The organism is Halomonas shantousis (genome assembly GCF_054654615.1).
In genome coordinates, this window is record NZ_BAAIER010000002.1 from 2,156,964 (window position 1) to 2,180,578 (window position 23,615).

General features: G+C 58.5%; 31 protein-coding genes. 27 read left to right on the forward strand and 4 right to left on the reverse strand.

Annotation, left to right across the window (positions count from 1 at the left end):
* The first annotated feature begins 11 nt into the window (after positions 1-11).
* The 22 genes from ACYQ12_RS10405 to ACYQ12_RS10510 all read left to right on the forward strand — a co-directional run bounded on the left by ACYQ12_RS10405 (position 12) and on the right by ACYQ12_RS10510 (position 15,304).
* Positions 12-371 (forward strand): hypothetical protein, encoded by a 360-nt coding sequence (locus tag ACYQ12_RS10405; RefSeq protein WP_459871153.1) that lies wholly within the window; start codon positions 12-14, stop codon positions 369-371.
* Between the two features lie 10 nt (positions 372-381).
* Complete coding sequence (locus tag ACYQ12_RS10410; protein ID WP_459871156.1) at positions 382-984, forward strand: hypothetical protein; 603 nt, start codon at positions 382-384, stop codon at positions 982-984.
* A 632-nt stretch (positions 985-1,616) separates the two neighbouring features.
* On the forward strand, positions 1,617-2,069 hold the full coding sequence (locus tag ACYQ12_RS10415; protein WP_459871159.1) for a hypothetical protein: 453 nt from the start codon (positions 1,617-1,619) through the stop codon (positions 2,067-2,069).
* Positions 2,070-2,149: 80 nt separating this feature from the next.
* Entirely contained in the window at positions 2,150-2,356 is a 207-nt protein-coding gene (locus ACYQ12_RS10420) for a hypothetical protein (RefSeq protein WP_459871162.1), read from the forward strand.
* Positions 2,353-2,577: a hypothetical protein gene (locus ACYQ12_RS10425; RefSeq protein ID WP_459871164.1), complete on the forward strand. Its 225-nt coding sequence runs from the start codon at positions 2,353-2,355 to the stop codon at positions 2,575-2,577. The genes ACYQ12_RS10420 and ACYQ12_RS10425 overlap by 4 nt, the downstream gene beginning before the upstream one ends.
* The gene (locus tag ACYQ12_RS10430) at positions 2,574-2,753 is read left to right on the forward strand and encodes a hypothetical protein (RefSeq protein WP_459871167.1); all 180 of its coding nucleotides are present in this window, start codon (positions 2,574-2,576) and stop codon (positions 2,751-2,753) included. Before ACYQ12_RS10425 ends, ACYQ12_RS10430 begins: the two co-directional genes overlap by 4 nt.
* A 73-nt stretch (positions 2,754-2,826) precedes the next feature.
* A complete protein-coding gene (locus ACYQ12_RS10435) occupies positions 2,827-3,909 on the forward strand; it encodes a YqaJ viral recombinase family nuclease (RefSeq protein WP_459871169.1) in 1,083 nt (360 codons plus the stop codon).
* A complete protein-coding gene (locus ACYQ12_RS10440; protein ID WP_459871172.1) occupies positions 3,906-4,886 on the forward strand; it encodes a hypothetical protein in 981 nt (326 codons plus the stop codon). The genes ACYQ12_RS10435 and ACYQ12_RS10440 overlap by 4 nt, the downstream gene beginning before the upstream one ends.
* 245 nt (positions 4,887-5,131) lie before the next feature.
* A complete protein-coding gene (locus ACYQ12_RS10445; protein WP_459871175.1) occupies positions 5,132-5,425 on the forward strand; it encodes a hypothetical protein in 294 nt (97 codons plus the stop codon).
* Entirely contained in the window at positions 5,422-6,570 is a 1,149-nt protein-coding gene (locus ACYQ12_RS10450; RefSeq protein ID WP_459871177.1) for an HNH endonuclease, read from the forward strand. Before ACYQ12_RS10445 ends, ACYQ12_RS10450 begins: the two co-directional genes overlap by 4 nt.
* Before the next feature lie 169 nt (positions 6,571-6,739).
* The gene (locus ACYQ12_RS10455) at positions 6,740-7,099 is read left to right on the forward strand and encodes an HNH endonuclease (protein ID WP_459874501.1); all 360 of its coding nucleotides are present in this window, start codon (positions 6,740-6,742) and stop codon (positions 7,097-7,099) included.
* A gap of 260 nt (positions 7,100-7,359) precedes the next feature.
* On the forward strand, positions 7,360-8,223 hold the full coding sequence (locus tag ACYQ12_RS10460; RefSeq protein ID WP_459871179.1) for a DNA cytosine methyltransferase: 864 nt from the start codon (positions 7,360-7,362) through the stop codon (positions 8,221-8,223).
* Positions 8,224-8,251: 28 nt separating this feature from the next.
* The gene (locus ACYQ12_RS10465) at positions 8,252-8,647 is read left to right on the forward strand and encodes a DNA cytosine methyltransferase (protein ID WP_459871182.1); all 396 of its coding nucleotides are present in this window, start codon (positions 8,252-8,254) and stop codon (positions 8,645-8,647) included.
* Positions 8,648-8,697: 50 nt separating this feature from the next.
* The gene (gene rdgC, locus ACYQ12_RS10470) at positions 8,698-9,867 is read left to right on the forward strand and encodes a recombination-associated protein RdgC (protein WP_459871185.1); all 1,170 of its coding nucleotides are present in this window, start codon (positions 8,698-8,700) and stop codon (positions 9,865-9,867) included.
* The gene (locus tag ACYQ12_RS10475) at positions 9,864-10,148 is read left to right on the forward strand and encodes a hypothetical protein (RefSeq protein ID WP_459871187.1); all 285 of its coding nucleotides are present in this window, start codon (positions 9,864-9,866) and stop codon (positions 10,146-10,148) included. Before rdgC ends, ACYQ12_RS10475 begins: the two co-directional genes overlap by 4 nt.
* Positions 10,145-10,708 (forward strand): hypothetical protein, encoded by a 564-nt coding sequence (locus ACYQ12_RS10480; RefSeq protein WP_459871190.1) that lies wholly within the window; start codon positions 10,145-10,147, stop codon positions 10,706-10,708. Before ACYQ12_RS10475 ends, ACYQ12_RS10480 begins: the two co-directional genes overlap by 4 nt.
* Positions 10,701-11,273: a hypothetical protein gene (locus tag ACYQ12_RS10485; RefSeq protein WP_459871193.1), complete on the forward strand. Its 573-nt coding sequence runs from the start codon at positions 10,701-10,703 to the stop codon at positions 11,271-11,273. The genes ACYQ12_RS10480 and ACYQ12_RS10485 overlap by 8 nt, the downstream gene beginning before the upstream one ends.
* A 186-nt stretch (positions 11,274-11,459) precedes the next feature.
* Positions 11,460-11,690: a DUF4224 domain-containing protein gene (locus tag ACYQ12_RS10490; RefSeq protein ID WP_459871195.1), complete on the forward strand. Its 231-nt coding sequence runs from the start codon at positions 11,460-11,462 to the stop codon at positions 11,688-11,690.
* On the forward strand, positions 11,687-12,730 hold the full coding sequence (locus ACYQ12_RS10495) for a tyrosine-type recombinase/integrase (protein ID WP_459871198.1): 1,044 nt from the start codon (positions 11,687-11,689) through the stop codon (positions 12,728-12,730). The genes ACYQ12_RS10490 and ACYQ12_RS10495 overlap by 4 nt, the downstream gene beginning before the upstream one ends.
* 980 nt (positions 12,731-13,710) lie before the next feature.
* On the forward strand, positions 13,711-13,974 hold the full coding sequence (locus ACYQ12_RS10500; RefSeq protein ID WP_459871201.1) for a hypothetical protein: 264 nt from the start codon (positions 13,711-13,713) through the stop codon (positions 13,972-13,974).
* Positions 13,975-14,224: 250 nt separating this feature from the next.
* Positions 14,225-14,665: a universal stress protein gene (locus ACYQ12_RS10505; protein WP_459871204.1), complete on the forward strand. Its 441-nt coding sequence runs from the start codon at positions 14,225-14,227 to the stop codon at positions 14,663-14,665.
* A gap of 381 nt (positions 14,666-15,046) precedes the next feature.
* Positions 15,047-15,304 (forward strand): hypothetical protein, encoded by a 258-nt coding sequence (locus tag ACYQ12_RS10510; protein ID WP_459871207.1) that lies wholly within the window; start codon positions 15,047-15,049, stop codon positions 15,302-15,304.
* A 133-nt stretch (positions 15,305-15,437) separates the two neighbouring features.
* Here the strand turns inward: ACYQ12_RS10510 and ACYQ12_RS10515 are convergent, their stop codons facing one another.
* Entirely contained in the window at positions 15,438-15,941 is a 504-nt protein-coding gene (locus tag ACYQ12_RS10515) for a tetratricopeptide repeat protein (protein WP_459871209.1), read from the reverse strand.
* A 250-nt stretch (positions 15,942-16,191) separates the two neighbouring features.
* Between ACYQ12_RS10515 and ACYQ12_RS10520 the strand changes: the two genes are divergently transcribed.
* Both ACYQ12_RS10520 and ACYQ12_RS10525 read left to right on the forward strand, forming a co-directional pair.
* On the forward strand, positions 16,192-16,425 hold the full coding sequence (locus ACYQ12_RS10520; protein ID WP_459871211.1) for a hypothetical protein: 234 nt from the start codon (positions 16,192-16,194) through the stop codon (positions 16,423-16,425).
* A 185-nt stretch (positions 16,426-16,610) separates the two neighbouring features.
* The gene (locus tag ACYQ12_RS10525) at positions 16,611-16,871 is read left to right on the forward strand and encodes a hypothetical protein (RefSeq protein ID WP_459871213.1); all 261 of its coding nucleotides are present in this window, start codon (positions 16,611-16,613) and stop codon (positions 16,869-16,871) included.
* A 192-nt stretch (positions 16,872-17,063) separates the two neighbouring features.
* Here ACYQ12_RS10525 and ACYQ12_RS10530 read toward each other — a convergent pair whose 3' ends face one another.
* Positions 17,064-17,453: an AAA family ATPase gene (locus ACYQ12_RS10530; protein ID WP_459871215.1), complete on the reverse strand. Its 390-nt coding sequence runs from the start codon at positions 17,451-17,453 to the stop codon at positions 17,064-17,066.
* A 198-nt stretch (positions 17,454-17,651) separates the two neighbouring features.
* Here ACYQ12_RS10530 and ACYQ12_RS10535 point away from each other — a divergent pair, with 198 nt between their 5' ends.
* Complete coding sequence (locus ACYQ12_RS10535; RefSeq protein ID WP_459871217.1) at positions 17,652-17,825, forward strand: hypothetical protein; 174 nt, start codon at positions 17,652-17,654, stop codon at positions 17,823-17,825.
* Positions 17,826-19,201: 1,376 nt separating this feature from the next.
* Here ACYQ12_RS10535 and ACYQ12_RS10540 read toward each other — a convergent pair.
* Positions 19,202-20,911 carry a potassium/proton antiporter gene (locus ACYQ12_RS10540; protein ID WP_459871220.1) on the reverse strand — a complete coding sequence of 570 codons (1,710 nt, stop codon included), beginning with the start codon at positions 20,909-20,911 and terminating at the stop codon, positions 19,202-19,204.
* 42 nt (positions 20,912-20,953) lie between these two features.
* The gene (locus ACYQ12_RS10545; RefSeq protein ID WP_459871222.1) at positions 20,954-21,802 is read right to left on the reverse strand and encodes a hypothetical protein; all 849 of its coding nucleotides are present in this window, start codon (positions 21,800-21,802) and stop codon (positions 20,954-20,956) included.
* 221 nt (positions 21,803-22,023) lie between these two features.
* On the opposite strand from ACYQ12_RS10545, the gene ACYQ12_RS10550 reads away from it, so the two are divergent.
* Together ACYQ12_RS10550 and ACYQ12_RS10555 are read left to right on the forward strand one after the other, a co-directional pair.
* Positions 22,024-22,764, forward strand: a complete 741-nt coding sequence (locus tag ACYQ12_RS10550; RefSeq protein WP_459871225.1) for an ABC transporter ATP-binding protein — start codon at positions 22,024-22,026, stop codon at positions 22,762-22,764.
* Complete coding sequence (locus ACYQ12_RS10555) at positions 22,761-23,540, forward strand: ABC transporter permease (protein ID WP_459871227.1); 780 nt, start codon at positions 22,761-22,763, stop codon at positions 23,538-23,540. Before ACYQ12_RS10550 ends, ACYQ12_RS10555 begins: the two co-directional genes overlap by 4 nt.
* Positions 23,541-23,615 lie beyond the last annotated feature (75 nt).

Consider the following 23,615-nt stretch of genomic DNA (forward strand, 5'->3'; position numbering starts at 1 on the left):
GGGGAACGAAAATGCTCAAGAAGACTTCTGTGGCCGCCGCTCTGGCGTTCGCCCTGTCAGGCACGGCTTATGCTGGATGCTACGGCACCGGCAATTATGAGCATTGCTACGATTCGCAGTCCGGTAACAATTACAGCATCCAGCACAACGGCAATACGACCCGCATGCGCGGATATAACAGCAGCACCGGATCGACCTGGAGCGAGACCAGCCACGACTATGGTAGTTTCACTCGCCATAGAGGGGTTTCTTCCGATGGAGAGGCCTGGAGTTCAACGACTCGCAATTCTTCAAACAGCAGCTCGTTCGGCTCAGGAGCTGGAATCACCGGCCAAGGTATCAGCAACTGTGGCATCGCTGGCTGCGAGTAAGGAGCGCCCCATGAAAAGGATATTGATCGCATCCTCTCTCGCGGCGGCACTGTCCGGGTGTGCCGGCCTTCCAGCCGGCAATGATCGCCCTCACTATGACCATGACCGTCAGGCAATGGTGGCACCTGGGTATTCTGTAGAATTCATACCCAAGCCTAAAGGGTATAAGCTCTACGAAATTTATGGCGACGAGTCTCGCCAGAAGTATTCCCAGCCTGGGGAATACGGTAGTGCAGGCGCCACTTTCGATGCTGTTGTCTTTGTGCGAGACAATCCTCAAGCCGCCATCGTGATGACCTTCAAAGGAGCGGGACCAGACAGTCGTTGGCTTCCTTTCAAGCTTGATTACTACGAGTTCGTCGGAAACACGAAATTTTCATATGGGTTCGAATCAGGGCGATTCATTGAACTCTCTGGAAACGACCCGTATTTCACCAATTCGACCAACTGCGCCATTGCCGTCAACATTGGCTCAAACAATCGTGATCAGCGTAAGCAATTTGTCGGAAGGTATGTGGAAGAGGTGCCTTGCGAGAAGATAACACCGAAGCCAAGTCGCAGACTGGAAGAGTCTATGCGGAGAAAGGCCTATCACGCACTCAATATAAACTGACCTCCTGCCTGCATCGCAACCCGCCACCCGGCGGGTTTTTTTGTGCCCATTTTTTCCCCTTCAGTACATCCCTTTCAAAAAATTTAGCTCTGAGCTATTGACGAATATTTAGCTTGAAGCTAAATTCGTGCTTAACGGTTGCCAGATGAAACTTTAGCTGTCAGCCAAAGGCCCTACCAGGCCATCCCGAGCCAGCGGGTTATCTGGACGTGAGCTTTGATCCGGGAAGACCCGGGGAGCCTAGGCCGAGCCGACCCTCTCAATGCATGGCGGTAGGCGAGCGATGAGTCCAAGACTCAGCCCAGCCGGAGGTGGCGTTATAACGCCGGCATGCAAGACGCGCTACCTGCGACAGTGAGACCAAGTGCCCCGCCCCTGGGCTGAGAATACGGGGGTATCGGGAAGGGCTGAATGCGCAGGCTGATGCGTAAATACGTGATGAGGGCTAATCACTGGGCAGGCCACTCAGGACGGCGATTCATCCGCTCCAACCGGGCAAGGGCAGAATCGAAACCTCAATGCCGGGATCAGCACCGGCCAGCCCTTCCCGATACCGGCAAGCGTCTGTATCGATCGTGTCCCCTGCCCGCCGCCGAGCGGGCTTTTTTACGCCCAATCAACAGGAGATCGCCATGAGCGATGCAATATCAGTTGGCTACGAAGTCGGTGAAACCTGCAATCGCCATGGCTGCCAAGGCGTCATTCAAGAGATTGATCCGGATGGTTGCTGTAGCTGCCACATAAGTCCGCCGTGTGGCTATTGCACAGCGCCTCGCGAGCATTGCCCTGAATGCGAATGGCGGCTGGAAGACGACGAAACCACCTTCAACGATTTCCGAGTTGGGCCAGTCAAGTTAGATGGAGCGTGGACGCATTACCGGCCGCGTCCACTCAATCCAAGCAAGATCGATTGGCGCAGCAAATCGCATACACACTCAAGCATGATCAAAGAGGGTGTCTATCCACAAAGCGTCGATGACGACAAGGACAGGGCTGCGGTACTGAAAGAGGTTGAAGGCACATTCGGTGGCCGCTTCAAGCATTTCGGCAACGGTAGGTTCGAGTACATCGCTTACACCGACTGATCACTCCGCAGCATCCCATTGAGCAACCCATCCAACCCGCCAAGCGCGGGCTTTTCTTCGCCCAAACCAAGGAGGTTTGCATGCCACGTCCCATGGACCTGTTGAATGCCCGCGTAACGATGCCCTCTCTCGAGGCGCAGACGCGGGCACAAGCCGAACGCCGCGAACTGGCTGCGCAGGCGGACTATCGAGCCAACAATAAGCCGCTAACGCTGGATCAGCTCAAGAACGCCCAGCAAGCGGTGGCATACCGGGAGCGGGCTATCGGGTTGGGAGGTGCCTCATGAACCAGCCCGACGTCACCGAGGAACACGTCATCCAGCTCAACGCCCTCGCCCAGGCGAGGCGCCGCATCGACGAGCTAAATCAGGCGATCCGAGAGATGAACGAGCGCTACGAGGAATTGCTCAGGACAGCCGAGCAGGTCTGCAACGCCCCGCTGCGCAGCTCTGGGACAGCAGTGCGGCTGCTCGAGCGGGCCATCGAACGTGTACGGGAGGTGTCATGAACCAGGTCGAGCAGGTTCTTGAGGCCATTTATAACGGTCACGGCGAAGCGGCAGAGCGGTTCAACGAGTACGCCGCTGGCGAGGCTATGGCCGCGTTCCTGGAAACGGACCGGGGCGCAGCGTTCGCCCGGGCATGGGCGGAGCAACAGGTAGAGGAAGCCAAAGAAGCGGCATGAAAAAGCCGGCTGTTGCGAGCAGCCGGCCACCTGCCACACGTAATCCTGTCGGATCACATACGGAGCATATCTCATGATTCTCGAAGAGGCGAAAGCGGAGCTCTCCGCCAATGGTCGCATCAGCACCCTGGGCATGGATCAGGACGTCTGGCTGCAGCTGCGCGGCTTAGGCATCGGGGCCAGTGAAGCCGCTGCGGCGATCGGCATCAGCGAGCACCGTACGCCCTATGAAATAGCCGAGCGCAAACTCGGCCTGGCCCAGGACGACGACGAAGCCAACTATCGCCGTCAGCTCAAGATGGCGATGGGCCACGTCATGGAGCCGGTCACCGCCTCGCGGTTCGCCGAGGCCACCGGGCTCAACGTCCAGAACTACAACGCCATGGTCTGTCATCGTGACCATCCGTGGATGATGGCCAACATCGACCGCCGCGTGGTCGGTGTCACCGAAGGCCAGGCCGCCTGGCTGGAAATGATCTTCGGTCAGACAGTGAAGGGTCCCGGCGTGATCGAGTTGAAGAACGTCGAGTTCGGCCAGCAATGGGGCAAGCCGGATAACGTCCACGCCACCGCCGGGCTCTGCACGTCTGGCGAGGTGCCCGAAGACTACTTCATTCAGGTCCAGCACCAGCTCGCCGTGATGAATTACGAGTGGGCTTTCTTAGTCGTGACTATCGCCGGCTGGGAAACCCGCTGGTACCCGATCCTGAGCGATGAAGATCTGATCGCCGACATCATCGACCTGGAAGGCGAGTTGTGGGCCAGTATCCAGCGCGGCGAACTGCCGGATATTGACGTTGAGCATCCCAAGGCGGTCGAGCTGCTCAAGCGGCGCTTCCCAGGGACGGATGGCAGCATCGTGGATCTATCCGAGCTAGAGCATTGGCGCAAGGTTGAGCACGAGGCCAAGGAAACCATCAAGGCCAACGAGGTCGTTGCCGAGCAGGCTCGGGCGCGAATCCTCAAGGCGATGGGGCCGGCCGCCGTGGCCACCTTCAGCGGCGATGAGGTTCTGCGCCGCAAGGTCACCAAGCGCAAGGCGTACACGGTTCAAGTGGAAGCCAGCGAGTTCATCGACATCCGCTACGGCAAGATCAACAAGGCCGAGCGCGAAGCGCTTGAGGCCGAAGCCAATCAACAAGGAGAAGCCGCATGACTACCCAGACCGCTACCGCATTGCAGCAGAACGATCTTCAGCAGGAATTCAACGCCCCTGCTTCCATTGCGGACCACCCGCTGGCCGGTGCCGACATGCGCAACCAGCTGCAGACGGCGATGATGCCCAAGACGTTCGCCGACGTGATGACCATGAGCGAGTGGATCGCCAACAGCGACCTGGCCCCCAAGGACTTCAAGGGCAAGCCGGGCAACGTGATGATCGCCTGGCAGACGGCCATCAGCGTCGGCATCATCGACCCGCTCCAGGCCATCCAGAACATTGCCATCATCAACGGCCGCCCGGCCATCTGGGGCGACATGATGCTGGCCATATGCCGCGCCTCCCCCGCCTGGTCGGAAGCGGACTTCGCCGAATGGATCGAGGGCGAAGGCCTGAATGCCACCGCCTACTGCACCGTGCGCCGCCGTAGCGGCCAGCCAGTCACGCAATCCTTTAGCATGCAGGATGCCAAGGCCGCCGGTCTGGCCGGCAAGCAAGGCCCCTGGACGCAGTATCCCAAGCGCATGCTGCAGATGCGGGCCCGCTCCTTTGCTCTGCGCGACACCTTCACTCCCGAGCTGAAAGGCATGCGGATGGTCGAGGAAGAGCGCGACATCACCGCCGAGTCCGGCCAGCCGGTTCAGCAGAGCCAGGCCTCGCCACAACAGCGGGCCGGCACCGCCGGCAAGGTGGGCAGCAAGCTGGCCGAGCAGCGCGCCAAGCGTCAGAGCCGCCAAGTGTACGAGGCGACCGTCGAGCAGCAGGCCGATACCCAGCCCGACCAGGCCGAACAGTCAGGCGTGATCACCTGTGCCTACGTCTGCGATCAGATCAACAAGGCAGCCACGCCGGACGAGCTGGCCGAAGCCATCGACCTGGCTCGCCATGTGCCCGAAGAAGATCGTGGCGTGGTCAACGAAGCGTACAAGGCTCGCGTCCAGCAGCTAAAGGCGGCGGCTGCCAAGCAAGAATAGCCAACATCCCGCCGTTACCCTGAGCAGCTAGCCCCGGTGGGGCATGGCGGGTGGTTTACGAGGGACGAATAACCGGAGAGCAGCCAGCGATTCTGCCGTCCTCCACGCGCTACCCGCCGTTGCCGCGGCGGATGGGCGTACCGCAAATGCGGGAGGCAGGGGGCGCTGGCCGTCGCCGCACGTCACGCGGCTCTCATTCTCAGGCCCTGCCAGTTCGGCGGGGTTTTCTGTTTCTGGAGGTGGTTATGCAGTGCGAATGCCGATCACGCATCGAAGAAAAACTGCGGGCCAAAGTGATGGAGCAACTGCCCGAAGGGGCCCGCGATTTCGTCGGAACGCTTGAAGGTTACGCCTTCATCATGACCGATAACATGGGCCTCGGAATGCAGCCAGTGATGCCGTTCAAGGTCGAGTATGAAGCGCCCAAAAAGCGCGGCGATGGTTTCACGAAGAAGAAGCAGACAGTGAACATCACCGCCAATTACTGCCCGTTCTGTGGAAAGGCGGCCAAGAGCCCGGAAGGCGAGGTAGCCGCATGAAGGAGCGTCCGATCTTATTCAATGGCGAGATGGTCCGCGCCATTCTCGATGGCAGGAAGACGCAGACGCGACGGGCAGTGAAGCTCAACGCCGCCGGCCGAGTTCAGCGCGCTGGGAAGCAATGGCACATAGAAGATCCAGATGCCGTACTGGCTTGTCCTTATGGTCGCCCGCCTCAGGTGACACGCAGACCGATACCTAGCTGCTCTAACTACGAAGCAGGTGACGACGGGAACATCTATCGTCGTGGTTCCGTCGCGCCGTTGAAGCACTGGATGGGTGGGTATGAGTGCGGCTACCGCATGGTGTCCGCTGGGGCGATGCGGAAAGCATACGTCCACCGCCTCGTATGTGAAGCGTTCTACGGCGTAGCGCTGCCCGAGTTTCCCGAGGTTCGCCACCTGAATGGCAACACGCAGGACAATCGACCGCAGAACCTCGACTGGGCCACGAAGGGTCAGAACGCAGCCGATCGCAGCGCACACGGCAGGGCGAGTCATTCTAACCACGGAGCGTCAAAGCTGACCGCCATCGAGGTTGCCGAGATCCGTGCCAGCGGACTGACCCGCCCAGCCATCGCCGAGAAGTACGGCATTAGCAAAGGAGCCATCGACGACATAATTGACGGTCGGACATGGTTGCCGCTCCCGGAGCAGCCGCCCGCCAACTTCGAGAGGTACGTTACGGAGCAGCCCGGCGACCGGCTCTACATCAAAGAGACGCACTGGGCATGGGGCCGCTGGGAAACCCGCTTTGACCAGAAGAAAGGGCGAGATGCCTGGCATTTCGTAGACATGACCCATGAGTGCGGAAGGGAATACGCATTCGAGCAACTGGAACCGGCCGGTACTCGCGCGGGTACCGCACCGGCGTGGCATAAACGCCCTTCCTTGTTCATGCCCTGCTGGGCGTCGCGCATCACGCTAGAGATCGTCAGTGTCCGCATCGAGCGGCTTCTGGATCTGAGCTACGAAGATGCGATCGCCGAGGGCTGCGCTGGCGGCCACGGATCAATCCCTGGGTACGGATACTCCTCAACGCCGAGGGAGCATTTCCGCCACCTATGGGACTCCATCAACGGCGCCGACTCATGGGACGCTAACCCCTGGGTGTGGTGCATCACATTCCGGAGGATCGGCGCATGAAACGATGCCCATCCTTTCCCGGCTATTCAGCCACTGCTGACGGAAAAGTCATTTCTCACAGAAGCGAGGGATTCGCCCTTCGGGTAAAGGCTCCGTTTCGAGAATCGAGGCCTCGCATCATTTTGAGTTAAGCCAGGCCACAACATCGAAAGGCTACAGGACTGTCAGTATCTCATTTGGCAATGGTCGCGCCCGCCCTGTAGGGGTCCACCAGCTTGTGGCAGATGCTTTTCACGGCCCTTGCCCAGATGGTTTGCAGGTCAGGCACCTCAATGGAATCCCAAGCGATAACCGACCTGCCAACCTTGCTTATGGAAACGCTCTACAGAATGCGATGGATCGCAAGCGACATGGCACTTACCTCGGCGGAAGCAATCACCACAACGCAAAGTTATCAGGTGGGCAAGCCGCTGAGATCAGGCATAAGCGACGGCTCGGCGCCAAGGTAAACGCCTTGGCTGAGGAGTATGGAGTCAGCGTTTCCACAATCGAGAGCGTCATCTATGGAAAATCTTATAAAGCGTCCTGAGGCGTGCAAACGCCTCGATGAGCCGAGGGCCGCCGCATGAACATGATGAAGGCCATCGGCGCGATGCTCGGCGCCACTGCTCAGGAATGGTCGTTGCCTGCCTCACCCTCGCCTCTGCCTCGCGCCACCGCTTGCCAGGGCGTGAAGCATCATCAGCGACAGGCGGCAAAGCGCAGAGCTCGAAGGCGGGCGAAGCGATTCAACCACTACTGACCAGGCCACCCCAAGCGGTGGCCTTTCTCGTTTCATAAGGAAGAAAAATGAACCTGAACTTGGGGCTGTTCGGCCACGAACTTGTGGTCGATAACTTCGCGGGCGGGGGCGGCGCATCCGAGGGCATCGAACAGGCCTTGGGTCGCCCGGTGGATCTCGCCATCAACCACGACGAAGCGGCCATTGCCGTCCACACCGCAAACCACCCGGGCAGCGAGCACGCCGTCGCCGACGTCTGGGACATCGACCCCGAGCAAGCAACGCGGGGCATGCCTGTAGGCCTGGCGTGGTTCTCGCCCGACTGTCGCCATCATTCCAAGGCCAAAGGCGGCCGGCCTGTATCGAAGTCAGTGCGCGGCCTGGCCTGGGTGGCCGCACGCTGGGCTGCGAAGGTGAAGCCCCGGGTGATCATCCTCGAAAATGTCGAAGAGTTCCTCGGCTGGGGGCCGCTGATCAAGGGCGCAGACGGAAAGTGCCGGCCGGATCCTGCCCGCAAGGGCCAGACCTTCCGGGGATTCGTCCGTTCACTCAATCGGCACGGCTACCAAGTGGATTGGCGCATCCTGCGCGCCTGCGATTACGGGGCGCCGACCATTCGAAAGCGCCTGTTCCTGCTCGCCCGCCGCGACGGCCTGCCGATCACCTGGCCGAAGCCGACGCATGCCGACCCGGCAGCGTCCACCGTGCGTCAGGGCAAGCTCAAGGCCTACCGCACCGCTGCCGAGTGCATCGACTGGTCGCTGCCCTGTCCCTCGATTTTTGGGCGCGGCCGGCCGCTGGCCGAGAACACTCTCAAGCGCATCGCCAAGGGCGTGATGCGGTACGTGGTCGAGAGTGGTGACCCGTTCATCGTGCCGATCGCCAACTATGGTAACGGCGCCGTCCAGGCCAACGACATACGCGAGCAGTGAGCGCGGCGGGCGAGATCTTCGCGAGCCAATGCCCACCGTCTGCGCCGGCGGCACCCATGCCGCAGCGGTGGCCGCGTTCTTGGTGAAGTATTACGGCCGAGGTATCGGTCAGGATCCAAGCGAGCCATTGCACACCGCACCAACCCGGGACCGCTTCGGCCTGGTCACCGTGACGATCAAGGGCGAGCAGTACGTCATCACCGACATCGGCATGCGCATGCTGCAGCCCCACGAGCTCGCCGTGGCGCAGGGGTTTCCGAGTACCTACCAGTTCACCCAGGCCGAAGGACGGTCCGTTCCGAAGTATGTCCAGGTTCGCCTGATCGGCAACAGCGTCTGCCCGCCTCTCGCCCGCGCAATCGTCGAGGCGAACTTCACTCACGAACGTCGCTTCATGCCGGCGCCGGATTCGGTTGCCGCCTGACTGTCATTGCCGCCCATTGAGGCGGCCTTCTTCTTTCTGGAGACCCTGCCATGTGGTTCAAAACCCTACACCTGTACCGGCTTCACTCTGATGCCGTCGCCCTGCCCCTGCTGGAAGCTGCCCTGCCCGGGATGGCTTTCCGTCCTGTTGGCCCCACCGAATCCCGGCGCATGGGCTGGGCCCCACCTGCCGGGCGCCATGGCGAGCAGCTGGTGCACGAGATCAACGGCCAACGGTTGCTGACCGCACTGCGCCAGGAGCGTCTGCTGCCCGGCTCGGTGGTCAAGGATGAGGTCGAGGAGCGCGCTGCCGAAAAGGAATCCACGCTGGGGAGGCCGCTGTATCGAGCCGAAAAGCAGACCCTCAAGGAGCAGGTCTATGAAGAATTCCTGCCCCGCGCCTTCACCCGCACCCAGCGGCTGGACGTGTGGTGGGACACGACACGCAACCTGATCGCCATCAACGCCGCGAGCCGCAAGCGCGCCGAGGACGTGCTCGACCTGCTGCGCCAGACGTTGGGCAGCCTGAAGGTCACGCCACTGGCGACCAGGGCGCTGCCGAGCCGCACGATGACCGAATGGCTGCGCGATCCCGGCAAACGGCCGGCACGGATGGAAGTGGGCAATCAGGCGGTGTTCACGGCACCCGCCGGCGACGAGGGCGCGATCACTGCCAAGCAGGTGGACATGGACGGCGGCGAAGTGCTGGCCTGTCTCGATGCCGGGCGCCAGGCGGCACGCATGGCCCTGACCGTGGATGAACAGGTGTCGCTGATCCTGCACGACGACCTGACGCTCAAGTCGCTGCATTTCAGCGATGCCCTCCTCGATGAGGCCAGCCAGGCCAACGATGGCGACGATCCGGTGCTGAGGCTCGAGACAGACTTCGTGCTGATGACCGGGGCGCTGGGCAGTGCCATTGATCTACTGATCGAGGGGCTGGGTGGCGAGGCGGATCCGGCGTTGCCCACAGCAGATAGCGCGGCAGCGATGGCGAGCTACAACGGTGAGCCGGACCCGCTCTATGACCAAGCTGTCGCGTTCGTTATCGAGTCGCAGCGGGCCTCAGTGTCCACGCTGCAACGGCAGTTCAAGCTCGGTTATAACCGCGCAGCGCGCCTGATCGAGGTCATGGAGGTTGCTGGCGTCGTCTCGGCGATGCAGACGAATGGCAGCCGCCGCGTACTTCATGCGGGGGAGCCATTGGAGGAAGCCCAATGACGATACGTATAGCGGACCCCACTACAGGGGAAACGGTGTCACTCAAAGAGTTAGCCGCTCGCCATGGCTGCAACTACAGCAGCATGAAGGGTCGATATCACCGAGGGCGCCGCGACTGGGATCTGATCCGCGCTTCTCCGAGGGGGCGCATCCAGGAGGAAGCTAAGCGTCGCGAAGTCATGGTGCACCACACCAACCGGATCGCGCTGGAGCGGTTCATGTCATCCCCGCAGGGGCGGCTGACGACACGATTGTTCAAGGACTATGGGAGGGCGGCGTGATGGAGGTGGATCGCGACTATGCGACCGACAAGCTGGAGCTTCTGCTTCGCGACATCGGCATGTACACGGCTGAGGAGTTCTGGCGGCAGATGAGCCGCATTGCTGCCGGCGCTACCGGCATGCCGCACGCAGAAGAGCTGCGTCAGGATTGCGACATGCACCGTGACGCCGAAATGGCCTGGGAGAAGGCGATGATGCAGGCCATCGGCGAAGATGGCATTAGGTCGGCTGTCGAAGCGATCGAGCAACTGCGCAATGAGCGCGAAGCGCTGGCCGCGCATGTGGAAGCCTGTCAGCCAGTCGTTCGCGCCTATGCAGATGCCTGCTTCTTTGACGTGGGAAAAGAGGGCCTGAAGGAGGACGCCAAGCGGCTTGCTCGCCACCAGCCCGAAGCCAGCCTCGCCCGCCTGATCGCTGAGAAGCAGGCTGAGGCGCTTAACCATGTGATTGATAATATGCCACGTCGAGTACCTGTAGAGGCGCAGTTGGACTGGCTTGTCGGTGAGAAATGGAAGCTCGATAAAAAGGCTAGCCAAGCGGAGGGAGAGCAAAATGGCTGACTTCAAGCGGGAGCATCGATACTGGGCTGTTAAGCGCAAGCACCTGACGCCGGACCAGGACGAGCGAGTACGGCAATTTCTGAGCCAGCTACGGGATGAGGGCGTGCCTGATGTTGAGTGCGTCGCGGTTGAGAGCGACTGGCCTATCTATGAAGAAACTTGGGAGAACGTCCAGCGACTGGCCGAAGGCAAGCCATCTATCCGTGACGAGCGAGACGAGTACCGGCGATTAAGCGATCAATACAGCGATCTGTGGCGAAGGGAGAGAGACAGAGCCGACGCGCTGACATTGAAGATGTCAGGTGTGTGCCTTGCCGCTCACAAGCTGGTAGCTGCCAAGGATGAAGGCGAAGCCGATGCCGCAGTCACGGAGATTGAAAAGGCTTCGCTGGCATTCAGCGAAGATCTTCTCACCCGCTGCATTGCTGACGAGCGTGCCGATGCGATGGGCTGGGCGCTTGCTCAGTCATGCCTCGAGGAAAACGAAGGCGTCATGTGGCGGGCCAAGATTGTCGGTCCGGAGATTGAGCGGCTGCGCCGCATTGCTCAGGGAGGCGAGCCTTGATTAGCAAGCGAGAGACCATCCAGCTTGCAAGGTGGGCTGGCAGCTTCGCTGCATGGGTGCGCGACTGCATTCGGTAGTCAATGCGCACACATAAACCAGAGAACACGCGCCGCCTACGAGGCGGTTTTTTATTGCCCCATGCAAGGCCCTGCCGGGGCCTGTCAGATCAGATAGATAGAGGACATCATGGCAATCGAGCCGCTTTTTCTGACCCCCGAAGAGCTTGAGCAGCTCACCGGTCGTAAGCGCAGCAAGGAGCAGCGCGAGACGCTCGACAGCATGGGTATTCGCTGGAAGCCGAATGCCTCGGGCGACACGCTGGTCGGTCGTCGCCACGTCGAAGAGGTGTTCTGCGGCAACTCCGTTCGCCCTGAGCAGGAACGCAAACGCCCCAACCTTGGAGCCTTGAGTCGATGAGCAATATCGGTATCCCACGCGTCTACTGGCGCAAGGGTGCCTGGCGGTACATGTGCAACAGCCGCCAGAAGGCCTTGGTCGGCAAATCGTGGATCCGGCTGGGCGCCACTGAGGAGGAAGCGCTGGCCGAGTTCAAGCGCTGGGAAGAGAGGCTGTTTCCGAAAGCCGGGATGGGTCGGCTGTTCGATCGCTATGAGGCCGAGATCATCCCCGCCAAGCCCAGCTCGGCAACGCGTGACTCCAACAGAAACGAGCTCAAGCGTCTCAGGTCAGTGTTCGCCGAATGTGAGCTGGAGGATATCGGCGTACATGACGTCTACGCCTACATGGATGCTCGCGGTGCTCAGTCGAAGACCCAGGCCAACCATGAATTGGCGCTACTCAAGCACATCTTCCGCTATGGACAGCGCTGGGGTGTCTGCGAGCACAATCCGGCGGACCCGGTCCAGAAGTTCAAGACGAAGTCGCGAGACCGATATGTCACCGACAGCGAGTTTCGACGCTTTCTCAAGTTCACTTCCCCCTGGGTGCGCCGCTACGCCCTTTTCAAGTACAAGACCGGGCTGCGCCAGGGAGACCTGCTGTCCCTGCGCCTGGATCAATTACAGCCGGACGGCATCCATCTACGCACGAGCAAGGCGGGCAAGCTGGCGATCATCCCCTGGGACGATGAGTTGCGCCGGCTGGTGATGGAAATTAAGGCCGACAATCTTGCGCGAGGGCGTCAGGGCCCCACACTGTTCTGTACTCGGGAAGGTAGGGGTTACGACAAGGACCGTTTCCACAGTCGCTGGCAGTACGGTATGCGCAAGGCAATGAAGGAAGGCGGCGTGCAGCGATTCACTGAACATGACCTGCGCGCCAAACATGCCACCGATGCCGAGAAGCAGGGACTCGATGTGCAGGCCAATCTGCAACATAGTGACCGCCGCACCACCGAGATCTACCTGCGCGCCAAGCAGGTGTTGCAGGTATCCACCCTGGGCGCCGACTCCTTCATTGAGGGCGGCGATAGTGCAACGCCAATGCCCCGAAAGTGAGGGGTAACCGCCTCGGAAGCAACGGGGTGCAACGCAAAAGCGTTACCCCCAAGCCATATAAGCTATTGAATGATACTGATAAATCCAGCGAAGCCGACCGGTCTTGAAAACCGGCAAGGGTTAACGCCCTTCCAGGGTTCGAATCCCTGTCCCTCCGCCACAATACGAAGGGGAATCAGTCACTTGGCTGATTCCCCTTCTTCGTTTCCGCCTACCGATATCCGTCCGACTGACGCGATTCTTCTTTGCAGCCAAGGACTTCGTCCTTTGTCAGCACAGGAGGTTATTGTCGTCGCCCTGCATCGATTGAGTCTCGTCAGAACTGATTCGTCATCGTCCGAATCGCCAGGGACGCCTACTGATACTCATATCCACTTGCCTCCTGATGGCTAGGCCACCGGCATGCAGCATCCTTGCGCTTCTCACGGAGCGTGATGAGAACTGCTCCGAAAGGCATGGCAAGTGATGCGAGCAAAGAATCGATCTACGTTCACATGGTGATGGTCGATATTGTCGGGAATCTCGCTGGCTCGTATCGGAAGATGCGCTCCAACAGTCCAAGCTGGTAATCGGATTCGGGGTCGATGAATTTGATCATAAGACGCACCACTTCACGACGGATCAGACCATGGAGGTAATCGTTGTAAGTCGTGATGAACTCATGACAATGTTCGCAAAAAAGCCCATCGGAGAGGTCTGGTTCCCCTCTCCAACATGTCGATCGACAGCAACCGGGGCACTCCACTTGCCGAGACATATTGAACATGCTGCCTCCTACCTAAGTGTGGCGAGACGGTATGAGGTTAGTACTTCTTCGATGAACAAGACATGAAGTTTTATTAGCAATTCATTTATAAAACAGTGTTTTAAATCAAAAACAATTGCCAGGTATCATCGATGAGCCACTGTCTGTGTCTCACGACAGGGACGAAACAGGTAGGCTACGCTGTGGTGGTAACCCCATCCAAAGAGGAGCCTTCGTGCATAAACTCGATCTCACCCAGGAAGAGCGCGAATACATGAACGAGCTAAGAATGCTTGCGACGGACAACCGCGGCGATGAGATTGTCGTCGGGCTCAGCCGAGACGAGTCGCTTCGCTATATCGAGAGTCACCGCGTTTTTCTTTCCGGCGAGGGCGGCCATAGCGGCGCGGGAATCGATGATTATATGATGCTGCAGGCAAAGCACGAGCGTGCTCGCATGGCGGGAATGGCTGCCGACTCGAGTCCTGCCGAGCCTTGACCAGGGTAGAACGAGCCAGGATTCACGGGGTAGCCTGACTCCGGTCGGAACAGAATCGGCCTCAGCATCTTTTCAGTGGCTTTCACCGACGCCTTGGCGGCAGTATCTGGCTCCTTGAATCGGACATAGCAGAGTACCGTCCGAACATGGCGGAACGGGCCCACATGTCTCGTAGCGCTATCCAGGCAATATTGCCTGCGATAGCCCAAACGTACATAAGCAGGATAATCAGGAACTGAGGAGTCACACGATGGCCAAGACATTTCTTGTTCCCGTGGACGGTTCAGAGACCGCCAGGAAGGCACTGGATGTCGCCTGCCTTCTGGCCAGGCAGGAACAAGCTCGCCTTTGTATTCTGCATGTCCCTGAAAAAGTGTCTTGTGAAACGACCTTGGTGTGGGATGCGGGCTCGATACTGATGAATGCATCGCCGACCGATCTCGAGCAGGCCGGGCGAAAGATCTTGGAAGGTGCCAGACAGGCTGCAACCGAACAGGGCGTCACGGATGTGGATGTAAGTATTCAACAAGGCGACCCTGCAAGAGTCATCACCGAGCAGGCCAAGCTGCTGAGCGTCGATACAATCGTCATGGGTAGCCGGGGCTTGAGCGACATAGAGGGGCTCATCGTGGGCAGCGTTTCACACAAGGTCGCACATGCGGCCAATTGCCAGGTTATCGTGGTGCACTAAGTTCTATCTGAAAAATCGGCGAGCGATGCCTCAGGCAAGGCAAAAATCAGTGAAGAAGCGGAGTTTACAAGAGTAAATGAGCATTCTGAGCTGATTTTTAACGCTGCATGAGCGAGCGCAGGCATTTTCAGACAGAACGTAGTACCGAATTCTCCGGTCTCTCAAGTTGTCACGAAGCGCCATTGCCTATCCAGTACGAAACTGACAGGCCAGTTTTCTCATCGAGTCATGGGATGCTCGGTGCGGATATCGCCCTGACGTAACTAAAGCCATAATTTTGTATATTTTTTTTAGCACTGTAATAATGACGTTTTCCATCTGCTGCTACGAACATCGGAAATGCTACGCTATGTTGGTCAACCTGAAGCGACGAGGTGCAACATGGCACAAGGACATCTTCCTTCAAAGTATTCTTATGCGCGGCTCATGGACTCCCTTCGGAGCCAGCAGGACGATCCGCGCAATCCTGTGGAACGCATGCAGGAAGCCAACCACAAACTGCAGGAAGCGGTAGCGAGACTCAAGCAAGCTCAGACGCACATGGAATACAGCGTTACTGACTTACGTTTTTCCGTTTCCCGGTTAATGGAGAAATATCCAGAGCTATATAAAGCTCCTAGTAATAAAGATCATTCTTGATGTGCTCTCGGCCTCGAATCCTTTGGCAATAGGCAAAGCAGTTCGAGGCTTGTCCATCCACGCATGGATAAGTCCATAAGCACTCTCTGTCGCACCCTTCCGGCTCCTGTCTGGTCAGGGATATCAAACGATATCAAGGTGAGGTCCGTGCAACAGGAGCCAATTTTTCGCTGCAATGCGACTCGAGCCAGCTTGATGCCAAGCGCTGAGCTTGGTCGATGCGCTTTTCCGACATTCGCTGGGCCAGTTTATCGCGTTGTGATCTTGCAGTATCGCTTCCGGCATTGGCAGCGATACTAAGCCATTTGTAAGACAGAATGCTGTCTGCAGGCTCGATTCGCCCTTCGTTCAACATGAGCCCAAGATTACGCTGCGCTCCCGAATGGCACTGCTCGGCAGCCTTGCGATACCATTGCAAGGCTGCTTCAGGATCCTGCGGCACCCCCTTTCCTTCATCGTACAGGACCGCCAGATGATATTGAGCCCTGGCATCATCCTTTTCCGCAAGGGGCTTCCAGAGGTTAAACGCCGTTTTCCAATCTCCGAATGAGGCCGCCGCAAACCCGTTTTCAAAATCTCCTGCCAGGATTGGCGAGGACACTACGAGAAAAATCAATAGGGCTATTACCCTTTTCACGACCCGCCCTCCCCATGGATATTCCTTGACCGCTTTTCACGCCCACCTTGCCGTGCATTGCGTTCTGCATCGCGCCATTACCCGCCCTGATCGCCAAGATTGCCTCTAGAATCTCTCTTTGTCCCTACCAAACACCTCATCCTTCGGGGATGAATAGTGTCATCAAAAGTGACATTTCGTTGCCGATATGACTATGCTGTAAAAAGAAGCAATGCAACACGCTACGTCAGGGAAAGATGTGGGGATAATAATGAAACTCTTTTTCACTACCACCGCCGCTATCGCTGCACTGGGTCTAGGCATGGTCTTTCTTAACACTTCGGAAGAGGCTGATGCCGCACTGACACCGGATCAGGAGAAATACTGCGCTGACGTCGAGAAATGGCGCATGCAGCAGTTGCTCGATGTCCCTAAATGGTCCCGGACTTCCGGCTCTCCCGATTACAAAGGGACATATCAGCAATGGTGCGTTTCATCCAAGTAATATGCCGAGTGATCCGCGACTCCCGGCCATCGTTCGACGATGGCCGGAATTTCTTCGTGACAGCTCCATCAAACGCCAGGCATCGCTTCACTTGGAAATGGGAAAATTTGTCGTGAGCTTTACTGCCGCTACACTTCGGTAGGATGCAATACGGTATAGCATAGCGCGATGCGGAGACCCACTCGATGAGCGAAATCACACGGGACCTTATCCAAAAGGCTCAGGAACATCATGACATCAACGCCGTCATAGAGGCCGATGAGCACGAACAGCCCCCACCGGAGGATGCCCCCCTCGCTGAGCTAGGCAAGGCGATCTACGAACTTGAAGGTGAAGGGGTGGATATCGGTAACATTGTGGATCGCTATCGGGGCGACGGCCTTACGCCAGCCCTGGCAAGCAACGCCAGGCTCTTCTATCTCTCACTAAACGGTGAAAGGGAGTGAGTGACCAGGCTTTCTGCAAAAGCTTTTCGATGAGCGTAACCACTTGGCAAGCAGACCATGAGCTTATGCAGTCATCGAATGGCTTCAGACCAGAGAAGCGGGTGAGAGTCAGCCTTTCGCCCGCGCTCTTGCCCTGCACTTTATTTTTTTATTTTATTTTATTTTTCCAAATCATTCTTGATTTACTCTTCCCTACAACTTTACATTGAAGCGTTGGCTCATCCTTTCAATGTCTTCTTCTGGCACATCATGTAACGAAGTACTGCCATGCCTGTTTTCGACAATAACGGAAAAAACCCGATATCCATATATCTCAGCGAGACGATAATAAGGCTTCATTTCTCGGTAACGTGTAAAAGTGTTCGTTACGGCAATGTCATGCCCCGACCGCATCTCTTGCTCGACCGCGCTCTGACAGCTCCGGTGAGCTGGCCATAGCTTATCGACATCGAAATGATAATGGCCTTGCTGATCATAGAAGTAATCATCAGCCGCGAAGATACGTTGTGAGTCCATGATGCTCTTGGCGAATGTCGTTTTGCCGGCACCTGGCAACCCCCTGACGAGATACAGATTAGGCATGGTTGCTTGCTACCCCTTTCGACACGATTGTCCTTGCTCAACGATAACAACCCTTCACACGCCCTCCTCGGCGTGCACAGTGTGCCCCTTCAGCGTAGACGTAGCCAGGATTACCGATCGTACCCGCCCCTCTCGTACCGCTTGATACGAATTTTTGAGCTATAGGTATCTCTACCATTTATCAATCGAGGAGGTCATATGCCTAAGCAAGCCCGTATCGAGCCCGTTTTTGAAGCTAGCGATCTCAATCAGAAGGTTACGGGATGGTTGGTCATCGACACGAGCCAACCGGAGAACGAAACTGTCGTATCGGAGCATGAAACCCAGGCTGAGGCCATCAAGGCCGCCGAAGACTTCGAGCAGTACTCCTGAGTTCTACCTGAAAAATCGACGAGCGAAACTGAGGCTAGGTGGAAAAAGCCGAAAGAACGGAGTTAAGGAAGCTAAATTAGCAGCTTGAGATTTTTACAACGCCGTATCTTTGGGCGTGAGGATTTTCAGAGCATCCTCGCCACCAACCCTCTCACGAGGCCAGGCTTAGCTTGGCCTCGTGAACCGAAACGAAGTGGCGACGCAGGTCATTTATCGCTTCTTACCAGTGCCAGGGCCATGAAAGTGCCCGAAACAAAGAAAAGCAGCAGGATGGCAAGCCAGTATGACATTTGAGGCTCCGTTGAAGCTGTCTGACAGGACACAGACAGCAACATTGCAATGGTTATGTTCGATAGTGTGTACGGCAGGTGTTGCCGAAACTAAAGCCATAAGCCTTTTTTCGCAAGTTTTTAATCAACGCAGTGAGATGTCACCTCACACCTGAAGTCGCTCTCCCATGCTCAACCGTGCAAAATCCTCAGGTTAAAGAGCAGGATAGCGTAGCCCTCTTCCATTAGACCTTGCTTCAAGAAGAAACGGTGACGATACAGGGTCGGCAGCGTCCCACTTCCGATGCTCGGACGATACGCTAGCGAATTACAGAACGGGTTGGATACGCGGCTGTCTCCGGAAGAGACGCGGCCGGAGGAGCTTCATGCTGGCAGGTGGCGTCAATAGAACATCAGGCAACGATGATGAGAAAGAGGCACATGTATGAGAGCGGCACGGCGATGTCGTCATTCCACGTTCAAGACAGGTATAACCTTATGGCCCGCCTGGCTTCGACTTCATGGATCATGGGCGCCCATCTGAATCCATGGCAAGCAGGCGATCCAGAAGATTGTTCGGCCGCCCTTTCAATGGCGAGCCCAGAAATTCGTAATCGGTCATCGCGCATTTCGGGCAAGGGGGCTTCGTTACGGGAGGTTGGCTGATAAAAACGACCACACCACAACAACGACACCGAAAAAGGCCTTTCTTGGTGCTCGACATAAACACTCCGTAACGGCAGAAATATGTTTCTGTTGCTTATATGTAAGTAACATAGCGATCTGCATGACAGCATGCCATATCAATATACTCATTAAAGTGATGAATTATTTAATATCGAAGATGAGCCACAATATTTAAAAAGATATGATCAATACCCGAAACAAGGGACTAAAAGCTTCAAGGAAAAATAGACTATAAAATTAGAGCATTCATGGCGGTAATGAAAAACCTAGTGTTTTCTTGCACGGCCAACCTTTTAGTGTGCCAATATTTATCAAGCGTAATCTGCCGCCCATCCACTGCCAGGCCGTACCATTCATGATGAATGCCAGCCCAGTAGCTCGCGCACCGCGAGATAACTACACAACGGCTTCCTGACAGGTTCACTGGTAGAGCCGTAGTCCTACACGAACGACACGGTTGCCTTCCATTTCGCTGATGACCCAGTGAAAACCATGCCAATCGACATCATCGCCCACAACCGGGTGCCCCCCGACGCGTAACGAGACGAATTCCCCCAACGTCATGTCCTGCTCGCCTGCACTCAAGGTCAAACCATAGGCGTCCGCGACATCGCGCATCAGCGCGCCACCCTCGAGAGTGAAGGTGCCAAAGAAGGCCCGTTCGCGCTTGAGTTTTGCCTCGCCGTTGAAAAGCCGGTTGAGCGCTGGCAGATCGCCGCTGCGTCCGATGACGCAAATGATGTCATGAAGACACAACTCGGTGCTTCCCTTGGGGTGCAACATCGTATGCTGACGGAACAGGGCGGAGATCAGCGCCCCCGAGGGGAAGCGCAAGAGTCGAATCGGCACGCCCTCCAGAGCATCGTTCTCCACCGTATAGACGAACATCTCGTAATCGTTCTCGGGCAGTATCCCCAAGGGACCACGCCGATCCGGAGTCACTCCCTGGGGGACTTCGACACGCATCCAGCGTGCCATGGGTGCCAATGTCGTTCCTTGAAACAGCAACGAGAACAGCACGACGAAGAACGCCACGTTGAAGTAGAGCGATGAATTCTCGACCCCGGCAATAACGGGGAAGATGGCCAGGACGATCGGTACCGCCCCGCGCAAGCCGACCCAGGAAATGAAACACGACTCGCGCCAACGGAACTTGAAAAACGGCTTGAGAAACAGCAATACCGCCAACGGACGGGCCACGAAGATCAAAATCAGCGCCAGTATGACGCCGGGGATCGCGTAATCGATCATTTCACTGGGGGTGACGAGTAGCCCGAGTATCAGAAACAACCCGATCTGACTCAGCCAGGCCAGTCCGTCATGAACCGGAAGAATGAAGTCGAGGTGTCGTCCGGGTTGGTTGCCGATCATCAAGCCCGCCAGATAGATGGCAAGGAAACCGCTGCCTCCGATGAGCCCCGTCACTCCGAAAATGCAGAAGCCCAGCGCAAGCGCCAGCAACGAGTAGAGACCAGGCGCCAGATCCAGCCAGCGCAGCAGCTTCGCCACCAGCCAGCCGCCTCCGATGCCGATGACCAGCCCGATTCCGAACTGCGAGACGAAACGCAGGGCGGTTTCGCCGACCCCCGAGGTTTCACCGACCAGCATTTCTGCCAGGGTGATGGTCAGAAAGATCGCCATGGGATCGTTGGTGCCCGACTCGATCTCCAGCGTGGCCCCGACACGCTCATTGAGACTGACGCCCTGTCCGCGGAGCATCGAGAAAACGGCTGCCGCGTCCGTGGACCCCACAATGGCGCCTACCAGCAATCCCTCGACGGGGCTCAGACCGAATATCCCCATCGCGGCGACCCCCACGACACCGCTGGTCACGAACACGCCCAGGGTCGATAGCGACAGAGCGGGTTTCAGGCCGACACGGAAGGTCTTGAAACGGGTGCGTAATCCGCCATCGAGCAGGATCATGGCCAGTGCCAGTTGCCCGATCAGAAAGGCGCGAAAGTAATCGTTGAACTGTATTCCCAGCAGCCCATCCTCTCCGGCGAGCATGCCCAGTCCCAGAAACAGTACCAAAAGCGGCACACCGATGCGGGAAGACACCCGGCTGCCGAGGATGCTTAATGCAATGAGAAAACCGCAAACCAGAAAAAGACTATTGATCGAGTCCACTCGCCACCTGCCAGTTGAATATCCATTTCATTGTATCCCGCCTCAGCAGGCACTCCGCCAGACAGGACGTGCCGCCATCCACTGCCATTGCACGTCACCGCAAACGTGCATGGCCCAGAGTACCGCCCGCATTGCCATACGAAACGCTCCAAGCTCAGGTACTGGCTGATGGCAGCGATAAGCGGCGAGAAAGGCGTCATACTGCCTCTGGGAGCGACACAACAACTCTACCAGACAGTGATCCAGTTCCCATGGAGCCCACACCAGCGCCTCCCAGTCGCTCCAGTACCAACCTGTCGCTCCACACAAGAACTGGTCGGGGCGCAGATCCGGCAGGCTCCATACCGCCCGGGTGGGCACCGGCATGGACAGGGATATCTCGATCTCATCGCGCCGCGGATGACGTTCGAGAAACGACCGGGCAAGACGTGGCCACTCGTCAAGGGCCCACATTTTGGTGAGTGGATGTCCCCAGCCGGACACACTCTCATGATGCAAGCGCCCCACCTGGTCTCCCAGCAGTTCGGCGAAGGTCTCGGTCATGGCGGGCTTGTGTGCTTGCCGCCAGGGCAGACTCCACAAAGGAGCGCTCTGCATGCGCCCGAGAAAGGTCAGCGGCAGCGGCGGCATCGGCAAGCGCGCCGGCAGCGCGCCGCCCAGCCGTGTCAGCGCCTCGGGATGTTCCCAGCGATCGAAGCCAAACAGATCTTGTATCCCTTTCCAGAAGGCATCGCCACGAGGCGACGTCCGGGCCAGCTTGAGCAACTGCGGAGCATCCCCCCGGGTCCGCCATAACCAGTTGGCGCTGTCGGGCCAATCCAGCGGCACCGGCGAAACGCAATGCCCCGTGTATGCCTTGATGCGGCGGGTCAGTTCAGCATCGGGATACATGCAGGCTCCTTCCTGACAGATGACGATCGGCCCCGGTACCGTGCTGAGCTGGGCAGGCCGACCCGGCACAGGATACAATAAAGCTTCTGGATGGGGGTGCCCCTGCAACTCGCAGTGGCTGAGAGTGCCAGTCACAACCCCGGAACCTGATCCGGTTAATCCCGGCGGAGGAAATGCCAGACCGTGCCGAGCGCACGCCTTCGCCTCGCCACGGAGCTTCAATGCCATCTCTTGGGCTATCTCTGCGCCGCGCCAGCCTGGCTTTCCATGGCCAGCCCCTGTTCAGCGACATTGCCTGCGAGCTTCCGCCTGCCAGCTGGACCTGTCTGCTGGGACGCAGCGGCAGTGGCAAGAGTTCGCTTCTGCGCATGATCGCCGGGTTACCCCTGCCAGAGCCGCATACCCTCGATCTGGCCACGTCCGATAGACTTCCATTGACCGGGCGCATCGCCTGGATGGCGCAGCAGGACCTGCTGCTGCCGTGGCGGCGCGTGATCGACAATGTCCTGGCCGGCCCCGCGCTACGCGGTCGCATCACGGCCGTTGACCGTCAACGGGCGCATGCGCTGCTCGACAAGGTCGGCCTCGCCAGCAAGGCCCGGCAATGGCCGGCCGCGCTCTCCGGAGGGCAGCGCCAGCGAGTCGCCCTGGCCCGGACCCTGTTCGAGGATGCCCCGCTGGTGCTGATGGATGAGCCGTTTTCGGCTCTCGACGCCATCACGCGCCTCGAGCTTCATGAACTGACGGCCCGCCTGCTACAGGGGCGTACGGTGATACTCGTCACTCACGACCCGCTCGAGGCGCTGCGCCTGGGAGACCAGTTGCTGATTCTGGGTGGAGATCCGGCCCGGCTCGAACATTTCCAGGCTCCTGCCGGACAACGGCCTCGCTCTCTGGATGACCTGGAGTTGCAGCGCCTCCAGGCGCGTCTGGTGGCACGACTGAGCGGAGGCACATCATGACGCGACGTCTCCAGGCTGCGAAGCGCCTGCTCCCGCCCCTGCTGGGACTGCTGGTACTGATAGGACTCTGGCAGAGCGTAGTGACGCTGACCGGGGCACCGCGTTACGTGCTGCCCTCGCCCCTTGCGGTCGCCCGGGCGCTTGGCACCCATCGCGATCTGCTACTGCACCACGCCAGCGTGACCGCGTTCGAAATCGTCGCCGGGCTGCTGATCGGCAGCTTGTGCGGTCTCGTTACCGCCCTGTCGCTGGCCCGTTTCCACGGCCTGCGCCGGACGTTGTTACCACTGCTGCTGATCAGCCAGGCCATTCCGCTGTTCGCTCTGGCCCCGATCCTGATGCTGTGGTTCGGCTATGGCATGGCCTCGAAGATTCTCATGGCCACGTTGATCATCTATTTTCCCGTGGCCTCGACCTGCTACGACGGCCTGCGCCAGACACCCCAGGGCTGGCTGGACCTGGCGCAGACGCTGGGTGCCAATCGTTGGCGCCGCCTGTTGCACATCCAGTTGCCCGCGGCACTGCCGGCGTTGTCTTCCGGCATGCGCATGGCGGCAAGTGCCGCTCCCATCGGCGCCGTCATCGGCGAGTGGGTCGGCTCCAGCCAAGGACTGGGTTATCTGATGCTGCAGGCCAATGCCCGCCTGCAGGTGGATGTGATGTTCGCTGCCCTGGGCATACTCGTGACCTTCGCCGTGGCGCTGTATTTCGGCGTCGATGCATTGATGCGACGCCTGATGCCCTGGCATGACGACCGGATCGGTAGAACGACCTGAACCTGCATACGCCCGGTCTCACGCCATGAGGCCGGGCAGGAACGACCGTGATACGGTCACCATCGCCGCCCCCGA

Coding starts and splice junctions, on each gene's coding strand:
- ACYQ12_RS10405 (WP_459871153.1), top strand. CDS start 12: ATGCTCAAGAAGACTTCTGTGGCCGCCGCTCTGGCGTTCGCCCTGTCA.
- ACYQ12_RS10410 (WP_459871156.1), top strand. CDS start 382: ATGAAAAGGATATTGATCGCATCCTCTCTCGCGGCGGCACTGTCCGGG.
- ACYQ12_RS10415 (WP_459871159.1), top strand. CDS start 1,617: ATGAGCGATGCAATATCAGTTGGCTACGAAGTCGGTGAAACCTGCAAT.
- ACYQ12_RS10420 (WP_459871162.1), top strand. CDS start 2,150: ATGCCACGTCCCATGGACCTGTTGAATGCCCGCGTAACGATGCCCTCT.
- ACYQ12_RS10425 (WP_459871164.1), top strand. CDS start 2,353: ATGAACCAGCCCGACGTCACCGAGGAACACGTCATCCAGCTCAACGCC.
- ACYQ12_RS10430 (WP_459871167.1), top strand. CDS start 2,574: ATGAACCAGGTCGAGCAGGTTCTTGAGGCCATTTATAACGGTCACGGC.
- ACYQ12_RS10435 (WP_459871169.1), top strand. CDS start 2,827: ATGATTCTCGAAGAGGCGAAAGCGGAGCTCTCCGCCAATGGTCGCATC.
- ACYQ12_RS10440 (WP_459871172.1), top strand. CDS start 3,906: ATGACTACCCAGACCGCTACCGCATTGCAGCAGAACGATCTTCAGCAG.
- ACYQ12_RS10445 (WP_459871175.1), top strand. CDS start 5,132: ATGCAGTGCGAATGCCGATCACGCATCGAAGAAAAACTGCGGGCCAAA.
- ACYQ12_RS10450 (WP_459871177.1), top strand. CDS start 5,422: ATGAAGGAGCGTCCGATCTTATTCAATGGCGAGATGGTCCGCGCCATT.
- ACYQ12_RS10460 (WP_459871179.1), top strand. CDS start 7,360: ATGAACCTGAACTTGGGGCTGTTCGGCCACGAACTTGTGGTCGATAAC.
- ACYQ12_RS10465 (WP_459871182.1), top strand. CDS start 8,252: ATGCCCACCGTCTGCGCCGGCGGCACCCATGCCGCAGCGGTGGCCGCG.
- rdgC (WP_459871185.1), top strand. CDS start 8,698: ATGTGGTTCAAAACCCTACACCTGTACCGGCTTCACTCTGATGCCGTC.
- ACYQ12_RS10475 (WP_459871187.1), top strand. CDS start 9,864: ATGACGATACGTATAGCGGACCCCACTACAGGGGAAACGGTGTCACTC.
- ACYQ12_RS10485 (WP_459871193.1), top strand. CDS start 10,701: ATGGCTGACTTCAAGCGGGAGCATCGATACTGGGCTGTTAAGCGCAAG.
- ACYQ12_RS10490 (WP_459871195.1), top strand. CDS start 11,460: ATGGCAATCGAGCCGCTTTTTCTGACCCCCGAAGAGCTTGAGCAGCTC.
- ACYQ12_RS10495 (WP_459871198.1), top strand. CDS start 11,687: ATGAGCAATATCGGTATCCCACGCGTCTACTGGCGCAAGGGTGCCTGG.
- ACYQ12_RS10505 (WP_459871204.1), top strand. CDS start 14,225: ATGGCCAAGACATTTCTTGTTCCCGTGGACGGTTCAGAGACCGCCAGG.
- ACYQ12_RS10510 (WP_459871207.1), top strand. CDS start 15,047: ATGGCACAAGGACATCTTCCTTCAAAGTATTCTTATGCGCGGCTCATG.
- ACYQ12_RS10520 (WP_459871211.1), top strand. CDS start 16,192: ATGAAACTCTTTTTCACTACCACCGCCGCTATCGCTGCACTGGGTCTA.
- ACYQ12_RS10525 (WP_459871213.1), top strand. CDS start 16,611: ATGAGCGAAATCACACGGGACCTTATCCAAAAGGCTCAGGAACATCAT.
- ACYQ12_RS10530 (WP_459871215.1), bottom strand. CDS start 17,453: ATGCCTAATCTGTATCTCGTCAGGGGGTTGCCAGGTGCCGGCAAAACG.
- ACYQ12_RS10535 (WP_459871217.1), top strand. CDS start 17,652: ATGCCTAAGCAAGCCCGTATCGAGCCCGTTTTTGAAGCTAGCGATCTC.
- ACYQ12_RS10545 (WP_459871222.1), bottom strand. CDS start 21,802: ATGTATCCCGATGCTGAACTGACCCGCCGCATCAAGGCATACACGGGG.
- ACYQ12_RS10550 (WP_459871225.1), top strand. CDS start 22,024: ATGCCATCTCTTGGGCTATCTCTGCGCCGCGCCAGCCTGGCTTTCCAT.
- ACYQ12_RS10555 (WP_459871227.1), top strand. CDS start 22,761: ATGACGCGACGTCTCCAGGCTGCGAAGCGCCTGCTCCCGCCCCTGCTG.